Origin of the sequence: Desulfobacula sp., from assembly GCF_030145145.1 — a bacterium.
GTDB lineage: Bacteria > Desulfobacterota > Desulfobacteria > Desulfobacterales > Desulfobacteraceae > Desulfobacula.
The window spans coordinates 102,710-119,628 of record NZ_JAQYWD010000003.1 but is presented as its reverse complement, the minus strand read 5'-3'; the positions used below and the strand labels follow the sequence as shown (position 1 = coordinate 119,628).

At 45.1% G+C, this 16,919-nt stretch carries 14 protein-coding genes; 2 read left to right on the top strand and 12 right to left on the bottom strand.

Features of this window, described 5'->3' with window-relative positions; all coding sequences use genetic code 11:
• Positions 1-129 precede the first annotated feature (129 nt).
• Positions 130-2,724 (top strand): response regulator, encoded by a 2,595-nt coding sequence (locus Q1Q15_RS02300; RefSeq protein WP_300456083.1) that lies wholly within the window; start codon positions 130-132, stop codon positions 2,722-2,724.
• Positions 2,725-2,797: 73 nt separating this feature from the next.
• Here the strand turns inward: Q1Q15_RS02300 and Q1Q15_RS02295 are convergent, their stop codons facing one another.
• Entirely contained in the window at positions 2,798-3,250 is a 453-nt protein-coding gene (locus tag Q1Q15_RS02295; RefSeq protein WP_300456080.1) for a DUF3795 domain-containing protein, read from the bottom strand.
• A gap of 124 nt (positions 3,251-3,374) precedes the next feature.
• Between Q1Q15_RS02295 and Q1Q15_RS02290 the strand changes: the two genes are divergently transcribed.
• The gene (locus tag Q1Q15_RS02290) at positions 3,375-4,370 is read left to right on the top strand and encodes a helix-turn-helix domain-containing protein (RefSeq protein ID WP_300456077.1); all 996 of its coding nucleotides are present in this window, start codon (positions 3,375-3,377) and stop codon (positions 4,368-4,370) included.
• A 95-nt stretch (positions 4,371-4,465) separates the two neighbouring features.
• Here Q1Q15_RS02290 and Q1Q15_RS02285 read toward each other — a convergent pair whose 3' ends face one another.
• The 11 genes from Q1Q15_RS02285 to Q1Q15_RS02235 all read right to left on the bottom strand — a co-directional run bounded on the left by Q1Q15_RS02285 (position 4,466) and on the right by Q1Q15_RS02235 (position 16,847).
• Positions 4,466-4,753, bottom strand: coding sequence for a molybdopterin dinucleotide binding domain-containing protein (locus Q1Q15_RS02285; RefSeq protein WP_300456233.1), 288 nt, complete (start codon positions 4,751-4,753; stop codon positions 4,466-4,468).
• Entirely contained in the window at positions 4,696-5,223 is a 528-nt protein-coding gene (locus Q1Q15_RS02280) for a hypothetical protein (protein ID WP_300456074.1), read from the bottom strand. The genes Q1Q15_RS02285 and Q1Q15_RS02280 overlap by 58 nt, the downstream gene beginning before the upstream one ends.
• 97 nt (positions 5,224-5,320) lie before the next feature.
• The gene (locus tag Q1Q15_RS02275) at positions 5,321-6,112 is read right to left on the bottom strand and encodes an alpha/beta hydrolase (RefSeq protein ID WP_300456071.1); all 792 of its coding nucleotides are present in this window, start codon (positions 6,110-6,112) and stop codon (positions 5,321-5,323) included.
• Between the two features lie 111 nt (positions 6,113-6,223).
• Entirely contained in the window at positions 6,224-7,027 is an 804-nt protein-coding gene (locus Q1Q15_RS02270; RefSeq protein WP_300456068.1) for an aspartate/glutamate racemase family protein, read from the bottom strand.
• On the bottom strand, positions 7,017-8,753 hold the full coding sequence (locus Q1Q15_RS02265) for a hydantoinase B/oxoprolinase family protein (RefSeq protein WP_300456065.1): 1,737 nt from the start codon (positions 8,751-8,753) through the stop codon (positions 7,017-7,019). Before Q1Q15_RS02265 ends, Q1Q15_RS02270 begins: the two co-directional genes overlap by 11 nt.
• A 13-nt stretch (positions 8,754-8,766) precedes the next feature.
• A complete protein-coding gene (locus tag Q1Q15_RS02260) occupies positions 8,767-10,842 on the bottom strand; it encodes a hydantoinase/oxoprolinase family protein (RefSeq protein ID WP_300456063.1) in 2,076 nt (691 codons plus the stop codon).
• A gap of 240 nt (positions 10,843-11,082) precedes the next feature.
• The gene (locus tag Q1Q15_RS02255) at positions 11,083-12,624 is read right to left on the bottom strand and encodes an AMP-binding protein (RefSeq protein ID WP_300456060.1); all 1,542 of its coding nucleotides are present in this window, start codon (positions 12,622-12,624) and stop codon (positions 11,083-11,085) included.
• Between the two features lie 37 nt (positions 12,625-12,661).
• Positions 12,662-13,660, bottom strand: coding sequence for a response regulator (locus tag Q1Q15_RS02250; protein ID WP_300456057.1), 999 nt, complete (start codon positions 13,658-13,660; stop codon positions 12,662-12,664).
• 74 nt (positions 13,661-13,734) lie between these two features.
• Positions 13,735-14,979, bottom strand: a complete 1,245-nt coding sequence (locus Q1Q15_RS02245) for a 4Fe-4S binding protein (RefSeq protein ID WP_300456053.1) — start codon at positions 14,977-14,979, stop codon at positions 13,735-13,737.
• A 21-nt stretch (positions 14,980-15,000) separates the two neighbouring features.
• Positions 15,001-16,302 carry a TRAP transporter large permease subunit gene (locus Q1Q15_RS02240; RefSeq protein WP_300456051.1) on the bottom strand — a complete coding sequence of 434 codons (1,302 nt, stop codon included), beginning with the start codon at positions 16,300-16,302 and terminating at the stop codon, positions 15,001-15,003.
• A 23-nt stretch (positions 16,303-16,325) separates the two neighbouring features.
• Positions 16,326-16,847: a TRAP transporter small permease gene (locus Q1Q15_RS02235; RefSeq protein ID WP_300456050.1), complete on the bottom strand. Its 522-nt coding sequence runs from the start codon at positions 16,845-16,847 to the stop codon at positions 16,326-16,328.
• Positions 16,848-16,919: the final 72 nt, after the last annotated feature.

Sequence of the window (16,919 nt, the reverse complement as noted above, 5' to 3'; positions counted from 1 at the left end):
CGTGTCAAAATGAAATTTCCACTGGATAATATTAAAATTATCTATTATTCAGGACATCATGGACAACCGGAAGCATCATCGACCGGGTATTTCTCTGACATCGCATAAAGCGAATTGGGATTGCAACGTGTGAAACACTTTTTCTTTCATAGTATCAAAGGCAAACTCCTGATTGCCCTTACCTTTCTTTTTGGTGCGGCCTTACTCATCCAGCTGGTTTATATTGCACCCAAATTCCAAAAAAGAAAAATGGAGGAAATCAAACTATCGCAAAACAAAGTCGCCACATACCTGGCAGACCAAATAACCCTAAGCCTGGACACAGCCGCTAAAGAACTCCGGGAGATGTCGTCATTGCCGGCATTTGTGTCCATGGACAAAGCGTCTCTGGACGACACAGTGAACACCCTTAACAGATCGAATCATTTTTTTAATTATTATTTTGTCATGGACAATGATGGAAAATGGTTGTCCTATCCAACCCACCCAAAACTTGTGGGGGAAAAAATCCCCATGGAGAACATCCATTGGGTCAATGAAACATTTGAAACCGGTAAAACCGTGTTTCTTGATGTTGTAAAATCAAAAATAGGCACCCTCGTGGGTGGCTTTTCAACACCGATAAACGACACGGATGGAGGGAGATCCGCTCTTTTAAGAGGTGTGTTGATTCTTTCTGGAAATAATGCCCTGGTGAAAGTCATATCCACCCCAGGCCTGTTAAAAAATTCTCACGTCTACCTGGTCTCTTCCAAGGGCTGGCTTATCGCTCACAGCCATCAAAAACTGAATTACAATGCCTTCAATGAATACCGCATATTAAAAAATGAGCCCGTAGAAAAGGTATTAAAAGGGCAAACCGGAACTGTCACTTACGCTTATGACCATAAAAAATGGATCGCATCTTTCCATCCTATTGGCATTACAAACTGGGGTTTGATCGTGCAACAGCCTCTTGAAACGGTGGTCTCTGCTGCTAAATCAGAAACAAGGGGCATCATTTTTCTGATCCTGGGTTGTTTTTTTATGGGTCTCTTGATTGCTGCGTTTTGGGTACAAAAATCACTGACCCCCCTGATTAAACTGGTCAAAGATATCCAGTCCGGTTCTGTTGATGTGAAAACAGACTATCCAAAAGATGAAATTGGCCAATTGGCATTTAAATATCGAAGTCTGTTCAATGAATTGCATAGATCTAATCTGCTGATTCAACGGTCAGAAATAAAATTCCGCACGCTTTTCAATAGTGCCAATGATGCCATCTATATCATTGACCTGAATGGCAAATTCCTTGAAGTCAACCAGAAAGCCATTGATCTTATGCAATATAGCCGTGAAGAATTGCTGAAAATGAATATTTCGGACATCTATGCCCACGATTCTGACCCGGTTTTACAGTCCCCGGTAGATGAGCAGCAACCCAGAAGGAAACTGATCTTTGAAACCACCTGCACGACGAAAACACGAAAGTTGATTCCTGTCGAGATAAGCAGCAGTCATATTGAATACGACAATAGAAATGCCATATTGCGAGTTGCCCGGGATTTGACAGAAAGGAGACGGTTTGAAGAAAAAATTCGCCACTCCCATAAAATGGAGGCCATTGGAACCCTGGCAGGGGGTATTGCCCATGATTTCAACAATATTCTTTCGGGAATCTTCGGGTTTTCCCAATTGGCCAGAAATAACCTGAGCCATCCGGAAAAAGCCAAAAAAAATATTGATCAGATCATCAAAGTGAGCCATAAAGCCAGTGCGCTGGTTCAGCAGATCCTGGCCGTCAGCAGGAAATCACCCCATAAAAAACATCCGCTCTCTTTGTGTGTCGTGGTCAAAGAGTCTCTTAAGCTGCTACGGGCAATCATACCGACAACGATTCAAATCAAGCAGACTGATTTTTCCGAGGCATTGGTGATGGCAGACCCTGGACAAATCCATCAGGTCATCATGAACCTGTTCACCAATGCCTATCATGCCATGCAAAAAAACGGCGGCATTTTGTCCGTGGGCCTGAATAAGATAACGGTCTCACAACAAGCGTGTATTTTGGGATCAAAGTTTAAACCCGGCCAATATCTTAAACTTGATGTCAGTGATACCGGTCACGGTATTGAACCCGCGATTATGGAAAAAATTTTCGATCCCTATTTTACGACCAAGGAATCCGGTAAGGGTACAGGGCTTGGCCTGGCCATCGTTTTGGGTATCGTGCAGGAACACAATGGGCATATAGACGTTTTCAGCGAGCCGGAAAAGGGAACAACCTTTCACGTATATCTGCCCATCGTTGAACAATCCGCAGATCCCCATCCCTCCCCAGAAAAAGAATCCCCGGTTTCCGGAACGGAAAAAATTTTACTTGTTGATGATGAAGAATGCCTGCTAAGGACTGTGCAGGAACTTTTAAAGGAATTGGGATATGCGGTAAGTCCTTTCCAAAATGGGCACCAGGCGTTTGACGTCTATGCACAGCAGCCGGGTTTTTTTGATGTCGTTATTACGGATATGACCATGCCTGAAATGACCGGATTGGAACTTGCAAAAAAGATCCTTCGCCTTCGACCGGACCAGCCCATCATCTTATGCACCGGTCATAACGAATTGATCAACCGACAAAAAGCCCTGGACATGGGTATCAGTGAATACTATGAAAAACCAGTGGTCATCAGTGAACTCGTCAAAATTATCCGTAACGTGCTGGAGGGTCAAAAAACAGTTCCGTAGACACACACCTTCCCACAACTGATGCCTGTCCCACACCTTATTGCATGGTACCGCCCATTTCCAATGGATGTCATCAATACCGGGGCCGGTTCCGGGTCTGTTCATAAAATTCCTCCAGACCTATCCGTTTAATTTTCTCGTTGATCTGTACCCACCCGTTATACAGGCCTTCATCAAAATGGGTTCTGTCACAGGGAAACGCGTCACACTGGTAGCAAAAATCAATCTGTTTTTCCTGGTGACACCTGCGGACCCCACAATCTTTAAACAATTTGCACTGCTCATTCCGGCACCCTTTGCAATTTTCCGAAGCCAGATAATCCAGCATCTCTTTAAAATCAGCATATTTTTTAAATATCGGGTCGTCCAGCAAGGTTTCAAACCGCTTGGCATTGAGGTGAAAATTTCCCAGTTTTTCCTTGAGTTTCAGGCTGTACTTGCGGATATCACCATCCACATGGGCAAAACATTTTTCACAGTTCAGGCCGCAGGGGGCCAGGGAAGCCTTGATTCGTTCAGATGTCATAACCGGTCTCCTTTCGTTGAAAAAATAAGGTTAATTATAGGGCTTGCATGAAAATAAAAAAAGTGGCATAAACGACATATTAGGTGTCTATATCGACATTTATCCATTATTTTAAGGATAACCAATGAAAAAAGTAACGATTCTTGGACTGTATAACTCCATGGCCACCACTATTTTCGGTCCCATGGATATCTTGAACCAGGCAGGACGGCTCTGGAACCGTGTGGGCAATACCCCGCAAACCCCGTTTTTTGACGTCACCATTGCTTCGGCAGACGGGCACCCCATCCGCTGCACAAATAATGTCCTTATCCAGCCCCATTGCAGCATTGAGGACATTCCCACAACCGATTTAATTATCATTGCTTCGGCCACGTATATCAAACAGATTCTTGAAAAAAACCCTGAACTGGTTCCCTGGATTTGCCGGCAATACCGGCAGGGTGCCCATGTGGCCAGTATCTGCACCGGCGTATTTTTACTGGCGGAAACCGGTTTGCTGGACAAAAAATCCGCCACCCTTCACTGGGGATTTACAGGGATGTTTCGCAAAAAATATCCCCATATCAATTTAGAAGCGGACAAAATGTTCATCGACCAGGGTCGCCTGTATTGTTCGGCAGGCGTGAATGCCGGCATGGATTTATCCCTTTACCTGGTGGAAAAATTTTGTGGCCGGCAAGCTGCCCTGGAATCTGCCAAGACCATGGTCCTGGATCTGGGACGGGAAATGCAGACCCCCTACGGCCGTTTTCTTTTTTCAAACGACCATGGCGATCCCTTTGTCCTTAAGGCCCAGAGGTGGATAGAACAGCATCAAACCCACCCCATTGATTACGACCGGCTGGCCGAAAAATTCCGGATGAGCCGCCGGTCCCTGGAGCGCCGTTTCAAACAGGCCACGGGTGTCACCCCCTTGGGATATCTGCAGCAATTGCGGGTGGAAACCGCCAAAAGCCTTCTGGAGGAAGGGAGCCGGACCTTCAACGACATCACCTATCAGGTCGGTTATGAAGACATTTCTTTTTTCAGGAAAATCTTTGTCAGGCTGACGGGCCTGCGGCCCAAAGAATATCAACAACGGTTTTCAGGATACGCTGCCAAACCCGTATTGAAATGATCCTGTCATTTCAACCACCACCGCCATAGAAAAATGATGTGAGTAATTTTTTTGGACATCGTTATCACGGCGTAAGCAATACCTCAGGTTTAACATCACGTGCTTTGAGATATATCAACCTTCTCCAACTCACAAAGAAGCGCCTTGAAGACAGGAAATCCGGTGATGGGATCCCGGTTTTGATCGTCAGTCAGGAAATTGACATTGCTGTCTTTCCATCCGTCGGCCTGATTGGATACCCCCCCGCCTTGGTTTACCTCCACTACTCCTTTGGCGATCTTTTCGGTGACCCGGGCGACAAATTTAATTTTACCCCGTGCCGTCTTTACCCATATCTTATCACCGCTGGAGATCTTTCGGGGTCCGGCGTCATGGGGATGCAGAATGGCTTCCGCATTCGGCTGGAGCTTGACAAGGTTTGGAATATTCTGGTGCTGGCCTTTTTTAGCCGGAGAAAGGTCTGTAAGGGTGAACCTGTGGCTGGATTGGCTCCCCAGACAAAAATGATATCAGCATGTTCGAGATCCGGCTGGAGTATACCGCCAGACGCACCAAATGTTGTAAGCGGTGCGACAAATGCGTGGGAAAGATGACAAATGGTGCCGATGGAGAAGGCATTGGGTGAGCCCAAAGGCATAAAAATCGAGTTCGGAATGGTATAGCCTTGTTCATTGGGAGAGAACATTTTCCAGATAGACTCCTCAAAGTTTCCCCGGCCGAAAAAAGAGGCGATACACTGGGGATGGGTTTTCCAGGGTAGGATCTTGGTGATTCGATCGTTTTCAAGGCCGATGCTCACACCGCAACCGGCCCCGCAGATACCGCAAATCCCTTTTTCGATTCTCTCGGACACTATTCCTCCAATCATCATTGATTGTTAAATACTCAACTTTCGGGGTCGGCATAATACCATTTTCGTTATTCGTTGTGTCGGCAGGCCGACATGTGTGTTATATGAAATCAAGAATACATTGTGAAAAGACATCCGGCATTTGCTCCGGCATGGGGACCATTCCCCCTTCGATCTCAGCGGTTAAGCTTCCCTTAATAGCTTTGGACAGCGGATCCATGCGGGGATAGGCGAACGGGTCTTCCGTGCCTGCCATGATAAGCGTGGGTGAGGTTATGCTTCGCGTTTTTTCCTCCATCTTGTAGGCATTGACCGCATGATGCCCTTCTTCAACCTGGTCCAACACTTTCAGGGCATCCAGCATAAATCTGGCGATAAGGTCGGGACGGCCTTTTGGATAGAATGGCTGCCGTTTATTCCAGAGCTCAGTCAGGTGGGAACCGTCGGCGGAAAAGGTCACTTTGTCAATAGGTGGACGGGTTTTTCGCCTTTCACGATCCGCCTCGTCTGTAAAGGGACAAGAAGAAAGAATCAGTTTGTAGACTCGTTGAGGCCAGGACGCTGCGAATTCAAAGGCGATCAGCCCACCGGTATGATGACCCACCAGGGACGTCCTGTCTATCTCCATTGCGTCTAAAAAATCGACCACCCCGGAAGCATAATGTTCGATACTCGCCTTTACCCGTGGGCGATATGAATCTCCAAAGCCGATGGTGTCCATGGCAATCGCCCGGAATCTCTTTCCCAGAATGGGAAGTACCTGCTCATATTCGGTCCAGGATCTGGGGGTTTGATGGAGCAGCAGTACTGGTTCACCCTGACCCGCTTCGGCATAATGTATTTGACCGTTGGGGGTATTAACAAATCCCCTGTGAATTGTATGGTCTGCCATTTTATTCTCCTTTAAAAAGTATCCGTCAACAATTCAACTTTCCGTCTTATTTCTTTTTTCAAGCAACCGTAAAGCGAATCCATTCCCATCCAAACCATTTAATCGTATGGATTACATTTTCGTTTTTTTGATTCCCTCCTGATTCTTTTCGAGCAGCGCGCCAAAACCTGAGATCGAATCCTGAATCCCCGAGAGCTTCAAACAATGCCAGGCATTGGCCTGGTTGCTTGTAATACACGGTATCCCGGTCTCTTTTTCAACATATTCAATAATTTCAAGGGCGCGTAACCCACCGCAGCTGATAAAGATGGCATCAGCCTCACCTTCGGGGGTTTCTTTGAATGCCTCCATGACCAGCTGATAGGTCTCCCATGGTGTGATTCGGTAAATTTTGTTCGTATCCGACAGGCCGAGACCTTTATGGTGAACCACCGTTATTCCGGAATCTTTAAAATATGACAATTCCGATTTTACAATTTCCCGGTTGTATGGACATACCAGTAAAATCCGTTTTGCATCCACCTGTTTAAGGGCTTCCAATGCAGCTTTCGCCATTGTTGTTGCGGGGGTGCCCGTTATTTTTTCTATTTTTCTGATGAGATTCTCATCAAATTCAGCCCCCTTTAAAAATGCACCGGATGTACATGAATAGCTCACGCAGCTGGGATGGGAAGTCGCAATCAGCTCGGCTGCATATTCAGCGTCCTTTCCCATCTTTATAAGCGCTTCGGCGGTTGTCTGGGTGAGCATCATACGGGTTACAATGGGCACCACACCCTCAGGAAAGATCATCTCGTGTTCACGAACGGCAATTCCCTGTTCAGATGAGGGGATAATGATGCCGATTCTTGACCGCCACCCCGGAGGCGCGGTCATCATTTTAAACTGTTGAAATTTCTCTTTATCAAGCTTCATGCAGCGCCTCTTTTTTAGATCGGAGAAAATCCGTTGCAGTCTTGTCAATATTTAAATTTTCATCCAAGACGACTTTGTAATCTTCCAGGGCGGATTGAACACTGATTTTCCCGGCGATCACATCCGCTTGAACTGCCTGTAATTGCCTTTCTTCGGGCGGGCCGTATCCCCCGCTACCGGGCAAACAGATACTTAAAAGATCACCGGCTTTAATCTGGTCAACCCCCTTTGATTTGCACTTTTGTTCTTCTGAAGTACCCGGATTCAAAATTAGACTGCTCGTACTGCCGTCTTTTCCTCCAAAAATACCCAGGGGTTTGAATTTTTGCCGATCGGAATATCGGGCCCAGGTCACGTCTGTGAGAAACCGGATATCTCTGCGGGTGGAGACCCCCCCCCTGTATTTACCGGCACCACCTGAATCTTTTATAAATTCATATCGTTCTATCATTACAGGGTATTCTATCTCCGCCGCCTCCACAGGGGTGTTCATGAAACGGCCAAGATGAAGGTCCTGTCCGTCGGGACCATCTTTGTCAGGTCTTGCACCGCCGCCGCCACCCTGTATTTCAATATAACTGAACCGCTTGTTCGTTTCCGGGTGGATGCCTGAAAAATTATTCGTACAGGCCTGGCCATGGCTTCCTGCAACTATTCTATCCGGGACAACCCCGCTCATTGCCCTCAGCATGGCCTCCACGATTTTGGTCATGGTCTGGCTTCTGGCAGTAACACCTGCCGGCAGGTTCGGATTTGTGACAAGCCCTTTTTTACTGGATACCTTAATGGGAGCAAACGTCCCTGAATTGAGCGCCATATATGGATCAACGATGCCTACCATGGTATAAAAAACCCCGCCCTTGGTACATGACCATGGGCAATTCACATTTCCTTTTGTCTGGGGGCTGCTCCCGTCAAAGTCAACAGCCATTTCATCCCCCCGGATGTGGACGTTAAGCTGAATTTTTACAGGGGTATCCACAATGCCATCGTCATCCAGATAATCAATGCCTGTGTAATCCCCGTCCGGAACCGATTCAATAAAGGCCCGAACCTTTTTTTCACTATATTGATTGAGCATGGAAGTACATTTTAGAAAAACATCCTGACCGTATTTCAAAACCAGTGCTTTGATTCTTTCAACTCCGATCATGGTTGTTGCTGCCTGGGCTCTTATATCTTCCATGGTTTTTTCCGGAATACGGATATTGTTTGATATAAAACTGAAAATCTGAGGGTCTTCTTCCCCTTTCTGATACAATTTAACAAACGGAATCCTGAGGCCTTCCTGATAAATTTCAGTCAGCCCCCCGGCAACCCCCCCGGGAACCGCCCCCCCCATATCCAGCTGATGGGCAATATTCGCTACAAATGCGATGGGTTTATCCTCTATGATTACTGGAGAAAAAAGCTGTACATCTAGAAGGTGTTGTCCGCCAAGATAGGGATCATTGGAGATAATGATATCCCCGTCATTAAATTTTTCAACCTGCCTGATCATATTTGCAGCCGTTTCCGGAAGACTAAAAATCATTAAGGGACAAAGGTGAGCCTGTGCCAGTATCCCGCCGTCAGCAGCCAGTACACCGCAATTAATATCCATGATTTCCTTGACGATTGTCGTTCGCCCCATCCTCATCAGGTTATACCCCATATCATCGGCAACCGCTTCCAACGCATATCTTATGACCTGCATGGTTACAGCATCAGCTTTATATTTCATCATTATCTCCTTAACTTTAGTCATTTTCGGTTTCAAATTCAATTATGATATTTCCAAATTCATCCATCACACCGGAAGAATCCGGTGGGATCAATGTTGTGGAGATGGCTTCTTCAATAATGGCCGGGCCGACTATTCTTTCTTTTTCAGGCAGCTGATAGCGATCAAAAACAGGGATCATTTCCCATCCTGTATGTTCAAAATAGACGTTTCTTTTCCCTTTTAAATAGGAATTTTCCGGCGTGATTTGGGTTTTCTCCGATGAAAAAGTGATGGGCCGGTTCTTTCCTTTGGCTCTAACCCTCAAATTTACAAACTCCACTGTTTCCATGGGTTCAGAATACGAGTAAACTGTCTGGTGCAGTTGATGGAAATCTTGCGCAATTTTTTTAATGTAGTCGACATCCACTTTTTTGGAAAGTTCAATGGGCGCATTAAGTTCCCACGACTGTCCCTCATATCGAAGATCGGCAGACCATGTCAGTTCGATGTTTTGTACCGACACCTTTTCGTTTTCCATTTGCAGCAAAGCATCCTTCTCCATTTCCAAAAATGCCTGTAAAAATTCCTCCGGAATGACTTCATGATCCTTTTTCATAAATGTTTTTACATAATCATGTTGAATATCCGCCACAACAAAACCGACTGCCGAAAAATTACCGCTCATTGAGGGGACAATCACCCTGGCCATGCCTAAATCTCTGGCAATATCCACGGCGTGGAGAGCGGCAGCCCCCCCCATGGCAACCAGGGAAAATTCCCTGAGATCATACCCCCTTTCAACGGAGTTCCTGCTGATTCCTTTGGCCATGTTGGCATTCACAATTCTTAAAACACCTATTGCCGCCCCTTCGACACTGATGTCCATTTTGTCTGCAATATAATTTTTTATGGCTGAATGCGCCTTTTCCGGATAAAGAGGCAGTTTCCCGCCTAAAAAAAACTCAGGATTTAATCGGCCAAGCGCCAGGTTGCAATCGGAAACCGTCGGCTTTTCCCCCCCCCATCCATAACAGGCAGGCCCGGGATTTGATCCCGCACTCTCAGGGCCGACATTGAGTGCGCCTGCAACATCGACCCAGGCAATACTGCCGCCGCCTGCGCCGATGGTTTTTAAATCCACCATTGGCAATTTGATCGGATAGTTACTGACACCCCCCCAGGTAGTTGTTTTGGGCATATTTTTGTCAATGATGGAAATATCAAACGTGGTTCCGCCCATATCTGCGCCAATTGCCATTTCATTCTTGGTCAAGGTGCTGATGAATGCGGTTGCGATGGCCCCGCCGGCAGGGCCTGAATTTATCAAATGGGCGGCGTAATCACCGGCAACATGGGCGGCCATCGTTCCACCGCTGCTTTGGATAATGTGAAGCGTTACCTCACCATATTTGGATTTTAGGCAATCAATCAGCTTGTCCATATATTCTTTAATGACCGGGCCAAGGTATCCGTTCATAACCGTTGTACAGGTTCGCTCATATTCTCTGAATTCCGGGCAGATCTCCGAAGAAATGGAGACAGAGACACCTGGAAGTTCTTTTTTACAAATTTCTTTAATTCGTTTTTCATGCGTTTGATTCAAGAAGGAGAAAAGAAGCGAGATAACAATGGCATCCACATGATTTTCTTTGAAAACCTGGATGACCGAAAGAACAGACGCTTCATCCAGCGGCGTATGAATTTCACCCTTGCTGTTCACCCTTTCGATAACGCCTTTTCTAAGGTGCCTTGGCACAAGTGGTGCAGGATTGTCACAGCTGAAGTCAAAGGCTGCCTCCTGCGGGCGGGCAACCCGACGAATTTCAAGCACATCTTCAAACCCGGCTGTGGTTATTAGGCCAACCAGAGCGCCTTTGCCTTCAATAATGGCATTGGTCCCAATCGTTGTGCCGTGGATAATATAATCAATATCCTTCATTTCAACATTTCCGATCTGGAGTATCTCGTCCAGGCCTTTAAGGACACCTTCGGTTAAGTCATCATGCGTTGTCGGAGTCTTGGTATAATGGAATTCACCTGTTAACTCATTTACCATCACAACATCCGTAAAAGTACCGCCAACATCAACGCCTATTCGAAAAGTTTTCATGATCTCCTCCTGATATTATCGTTACTCAACTTTCGGTCTTTAACTTTAATGGACGGGGTCAGGCTTTTTTTATTGTGCTTTTATCATTATTTCATGATCATACGGGTAAAAAGCGCCATAAGGAAAGCCTGACCCCATGTAATGACCCCATGTAAAAATGGCCGACTCCGAAAGTTGAGATCTTTATTATCCAAAAATATGGATATTGCGGGTTCATTTTAAGCCGGGGCTGATGACAGATCAGATATTGTTTTCTTCCAGCTCTTTTTTCTTTACTTTACCCGTTGTCGTACGGGGAAAATCCGTCATAAACGTCACTTTTTGAGGCCACTTGTATTTTGATAATTTTCCATGACAAAAATTGATGACATCTTCCTGGCCTAGACTGGCAGTCGGTTTTTTGATAATAAAGGCATGGCCTGATTCTCCCCATTTTTCATCCGGAATACCAATAACCGCTACCTCTTCAATATCGGGATGGGTTTTCAGTGTTTTTTCCACTTCAATGGGGTAAACGTTTTCCCCCCCTGATATATACATATCCCCGGCCCTGCCTGCCAGGTAGAAAAAACCGTCTTCGTCCATCCAGGCCAGATCTCCAGTGTGCAGGTATCCGTTTTTTATGGTTTGTTCTGTTTTTACGGGATCCTGCCAGTATTCCTTCATCATGGTGGACCCCTGGACAACAATTTCCCCTATTTCACCCTGTTTGGCGGTTTTTCCGTCTTTATCAAGAATAGAGACTTGAGCGTGAAACACGGGTCTGCCAACTGTTCCCGGTTTTTTTAAAGCGTCCTTTTCAGAAGACCACAACAGGATGGATGTTTCTGTCTGTCCTAAAATCTGGCGAAATGCCAGGCCTGCATCAGTACATTGTTCAATCAAATCCTTCGTCAGTTTTTCACCACCTCCGGCACAGACTTTTAAGGAGGAAATATCGGTTCTTTCCTCAGGGGGAATTGTCAGCAGTTCCTTATAAACTGTGGGAACCCCCAGAAATTTGGTGATGTTGTATTTTTCAATATCGTTATAAATTTTTAAAGGTTGGAACTTTCGGTGAAGAATGATGGTCGCGCCCTTGAATAAAACAGGCGCCGCCTGGATAAAAAGCCCGCCTGAATGGAAAAGGGGCAGGGCAATCAGCATCTTGTCACTGAACTGGAGTTCAAAAAACATATCTGCATTCAAGCAGTTGAAAAAGGTTTTCATGTGAGTCAGAACAGCTCCCTTGGGCCGTCCCGTTGTTCCCGAAGTATACATGATGACCTGCGGTTCTTCAGGGCTTGTTGGGCCGATGAAGCCTTTGGGCATATCTTTTTTCCCTTCAAAATCTGATACCGCTGCACGATAATCATCACGGGAATTGTCACCCATGTGTTCCCCAATGGCAAACCTTGAAATTGGGGGCAGATAAATCTCAAAGTCAATTGATTCTACCGCTTCTTGAAAAGCACTCCCATAAATGAACAGTCTCGGTCGACAATCCTTGAGAAAATAATCAAGCTCCACTGATGCGATACGATAATTCAGCGGCGTAAAAATGGCTCCGATTTTGGAACACGCCAGAAATAATTCCATGAACTCAGGACAGTTATTCAGCATCACAGCTACTCTATCCCCTTTTTCAATACCAATTGTCAGGAGCCAGTAACTGGTTCTTTCTACCCGATCAAGAAGCTCCTTGTAGCTGATGGTCTGCTCTTCAAAGATGATCGCAGATTTATTAGGGTGAAGTTCAGCCCAGCGTTGTACACACCATGCAATATTCATTGACTTTATCATTTGATCTCCTCAAATAAAAACCTGTAGTTGTTGCGCTTTAATTATAAAAATTTTTTTCCCAAAAATCAGGATCCAATCGATCCTTCCAATTAGAACCGTATTTATGATTAAAATACCGGTCGAGTTTAACAAACCATTTACTGTTCCTGGGTATGCCTTCCTGATAATGGATTAAAACATCTGCCAGTAACGTATTAATCTCAAAAAGACTCTCTTTGGGTACATACGCCTGGGCGCCGTTTTTTATGGTCCGGGTAAAATGATCGGAATCAAGGGCGTTGGCTGTGAGCATCAATACAGGCAGCCCTTTTTTTTTCCCGATTTTCAATAATTCGTAGCCATTTACGCCCATTATATCCAGAATGATCGCATCATAAGATTGGGTTTGTAACCGTTTCTTTGCGGTCTCAAAATCTACGGCTTTATCGACAATACAGCCGTCCAGTATTTCTTCAATAGAATCGACGATATCCGGCTCATCATCAACGGCCAGAATTCTTTTCCCTTCCAGAATACTGAAATGCGTTAAATCCAGATCCACGATAAACATACTTTTATCCAGATCCTGTGAAATGTATTTAACTTTAGAATAGGGGCAGTGTTGATCGAATATGACGGAAGCCAATCCGCCAATGACCCCCATGACCAGATAAGACGCAGATTGCTCTGTTTTTTTACCCGGTAAGATAAAAGGGGAATTATCCACACAAATTTTTAAGATCCCTTTTTCTTCATTAAAATCATTTAACGAGAAACGACCCCACCCAATCTCTGTACCCATTTCCAACATAAAATCAATAATCTGTCTGTCAGAAAAATTGAAAACTTCCTTGTACTTTTTTGCAGAAAGGTATCCGCCTTTGAATCCCGCTTTATAGAAAATTTCTTTTGTTTTTACGCCTAGAGATTTTTCCATTTCTACCTGAAATTCATGGATTGTTTCAGGCCGGATTAACAAATAACGGATATCCTTATAGGTCAATGCCCCTGTATTTTTGTCATACTTGAGGGTGTTCAATATCGAATTTTCAGACATTATTCCTCCTTGTTCTCCATTTTCCTGAAGAACTTTTTTTCAACAGTCCCCACTTCAGGAAAGAACCCGTCTTTTTAATTTTTTAACGTTATGGTAATGGCATCGGTGGGGCATATGCTAGCGCATGTTTCACAGCCTATGCATTGTGATTCATCATCAATAACCGCTTTCCCGTCCGACATAGTTATCGCTCTTCGTTCCAGGCCACAGTGCGCTGGTTTTGTGCATAAACCGCAACCATTGCATTTTTCAGCATCAATGACGGCGACAGCATCAAGAACCTTTATTTCAGAGGGTGTCAACGCGACTTTGTCCAGAAAAATCCCCCTGAAATCGTCAATAGAGCTGTAGCCGCTGTCAGCCATGAATTTTTCCAATCCTTTCTGCAGGCCTTTTAATATCCCGAAACCATAAATCATAAATGCAGAGCAAACGGCTGTTGCGGACGCGCCGCACATGATCATTTCCACGGCGTGTTCCCAGTTCGTTATGCCGCCGCACCCCAGTATGGGGATTTTTAAAGATTTCGCAGACCGCAGGATGTACCCTTCCGCGATCATTCTCAACGGTTCCCCTGTCAAACACAGGGATAAATTTTTATCAGCACTGACAAATTTGTCTCCCATCCTATCGGTATCGTATATGTTTACGGCATTGGGCATCAGGCCCATTCCGGCATTACCGATATCAACGATATCTATGCCTGCCATTTCCATGGCCTTGATTAACGCCGGCACATTTATATTTTCATAGGCAATTTTTCCCATTATGGGAACATCGACAACCTGTTTAACGCTTTTGATGGTTTCATATACAAACCTTGGATACTTTATTGACATCTCATCAACAAAACAATCAACGGTTTCCGTCTCCTGTTCCGTCTCGCCAAAATGAACCGGCAGATTGCCGGTGGTATTCAATTCTATAAAATCAGCCCCGCTTTCATAAAGCCTTTTGCAAGCGTTTGTCACAAGCTCTTTTTCTTCCGGGGTTGGCAGCATGACAAAAACATTGGCGCCAATGGGAATCCTGGTCTCCTTTTTCGCCGCTGAAATTAATCTTTCGGCGTCCTCCAGGCCAAGTCTCCTGAAACCAGCCATGGCACTCAGTATGCCTTTCTTGCGATCCACACGAAAGCGTGGTTTTCTCGTCAGCCCGACGGCACCGGGAACCGGTATGCAGCCTTTGGTGATAAAAGCCGCTGCCCCATAGTGCTCTGCTTCCTTTATCTGCCCAATGTGACAACCAATATCAGAGGATGCAACAACAAAGGGATTTTTCAGCTTTAATCCGCCGATTTCAACCTGCAGGTCTGCCATGTCATATGTCCTTTATTATTTTCATTTCATTAAATTCGGCAGGTATAATGCAATAGCAGGAAATGCCATGATCAGGGCCATCACAACGGCATCACAGGCCAAAAAAGGCAGTCCGGCTCTGTATATGTCACCCATTGTCGTGTTTTTGGGAGCAACCCCTTTCATTACAAAAAGGACGAGGCCAAACGGAGGTGTCGTTGTCGCCATCTCCATGTTTAACAGCATGATGGTATTAAACCAGATCGGGTCAAACCCTAAATTTTTAATGATCGGCATATAAACCGGCAGGGTGACCATCATGATGGTGAGGGGTTCCATAAATATTCCCATGAACAGAAGAATGAGCTGCATAAAGATTAAAATAAACATAGGGGGAAGATTCAAGCTCCCGGCTAAATTGACCATGCCGGTACTTGCGCCGCTGAATGCCAGAATTTGAGAAAATGCCATTGCCCCGGCCATGATCATAAACATCATGACGGTGACCCTAAGCGTATTGGATATCGACTTGGTGATAATTCCCCAATTCCATCCCCTGTAAATAAAGGCCAGCACAAAGCATCCAAGCGCACCGGCAGCTGCTGATTCGGTGGGTGTCGCAATGCCTATGAACATCAGGCCGATGACTAAAAAAATAATGACTCCCAGGGGGAGGACATATTTACAGAATAAAAAAATCTTTTCAGCCAAATCCGTTTTCTCCACTTCATAAGACGGTGCCAGTTCAGGTTGAACGATACACCTGATGACCACATAAGCGATGTACAGAAATGCCATCAGTATTCCCGGTACAATGATTGCCATGAGCATCTCTCCAACTGAATTTCTGCTCAGGGATGCCAGCAATACAGCCAGGGCGCTTGGTGGGATCATAATGGCAAGCCCGCCGCTGCCTAATATCGGCCCTATGCTCATCTGTTTTTTGTACCCTTTTTTTTCCATTTCCGGTACCAATACTGAACCGAGCATGGCGCATCCGGCCATGGCTGATCCGGATAGCGTAGAAAACAATGTGCCACCGCCAATGGCAAGCATGCTCAGCCGGCCCGGAATTCGTCCCAACCATTTGTCCAACGTGTCCATCATGTTTTTAGCAACGCCGGAAATGAACATGATTTCACCCATCAGTATAAACAGAGGAACCGGAAGCAGGGCAAACGAGGCGATAGATCTGTAAATGCTTCTGATTAGCTGATCAAAACCTGTTTCACCTCCCCAGAAAACATAGACACCTACGATATTAATAAAAAGGAATGAAAAGGCTACCGGAACCCCGATCAAAAACAGTAACATTAAACAAGAAAAAATAATTATGAGTATCATCCACCATTCCATAGAAACGCCTTTTATCCTTCAAATTGAGTGTTATTTTTTTTCGATTCGATGAAGAAACGAGTAACAAACCGAAGGGTTCTCCTCATGAACTGGATCAGGAGCATTAATCCCCCGATGGGGATAATAATTAATATTATCCACATCGGAATTTCTAAGGCACTTGTCGTATAAAGTCCATTTTGTAAAGATGCCATGGTAAGTTTGAACCCATAAACAGTTAGAATGAGACAAACAAATATACCGATAATGGAACTGAATATTCCCAGGAAAGAAATTTTCCGGGGGCTAAGGCGGCTTAAAATAATATCCACCTTCACATGCCCCCCTTCTTTGAGTACCCATGCTGAACCCAAAAATGTAATATATAAAAGCAATACCTCGGTGACCTCTGTAATCCAAATTAATGACGTGTTAAACAAATTTCGTAAAACGACTTCAAGGCAGACGGAAAGCATTATGAAAATCAGCATAATGCCGGCTAAAATGATCATTGCTGTCTGGATTCGATCTATTATTTCAACTGGGTTTTTCATTATTTTCAACCCTTTATGATTTGATGAAGCATTAACCTTCCCAAAAAAGAACCGGATGGCCAATGCTTCAAT

Bases quoted from the DNA above. Each gene is read 5' to 3' on its own strand.
- Q1Q15_RS02295 (WP_300456080.1), bottom strand. From the start codon at position 3,250: ATGACATCTGAACGAATCAAGGCTTCCCTGGCCCCCTGCGGCCTGAAC.
- Q1Q15_RS02290 (WP_300456077.1), top strand. From the start codon at position 3,375: ATGAAAAAAGTAACGATTCTTGGACTGTATAACTCCATGGCCACCACT.
- Q1Q15_RS02275 (WP_300456071.1), bottom strand. From the start codon at position 6,112: ATGGCAGACCATACAATTCACAGGGGATTTGTTAATACCCCCAACGGT.
- Q1Q15_RS02270 (WP_300456068.1), bottom strand. From the start codon at position 7,027: ATGAAGCTTGATAAAGAGAAATTTCAACAGTTTAAAATGATGACCGCG.
- Q1Q15_RS02265 (WP_300456065.1), bottom strand. From the start codon at position 8,753: ATGATGAAATATAAAGCTGATGCTGTAACCATGCAGGTCATAAGATAT.
- Q1Q15_RS02260 (WP_300456063.1), bottom strand. From the start codon at position 10,842: ATGAAAACTTTTCGAATAGGCGTTGATGTTGGCGGTACTTTTACGGAT.
- Q1Q15_RS02255 (WP_300456060.1), bottom strand. From the start codon at position 12,624: ATGATAAAGTCAATGAATATTGCATGGTGTGTACAACGCTGGGCTGAA.
- Q1Q15_RS02250 (WP_300456057.1), bottom strand. From the start codon at position 13,660: ATGTCTGAAAATTCGATATTGAACACCCTCAAGTATGACAAAAATACA.
- Q1Q15_RS02245 (WP_300456053.1), bottom strand. From the start codon at position 14,979: ATGGCAGACCTGCAGGTTGAAATCGGCGGATTAAAGCTGAAAAATCCC.
- Q1Q15_RS02240 (WP_300456051.1), bottom strand. From the start codon at position 16,302: ATGATACTCATAATTATTTTTTCTTGTTTAATGTTACTGTTTTTGATC.
- Q1Q15_RS02235 (WP_300456050.1), bottom strand. From the start codon at position 16,847: ATGAAAAACCCAGTTGAAATAATAGATCGAATCCAGACAGCAATGATC.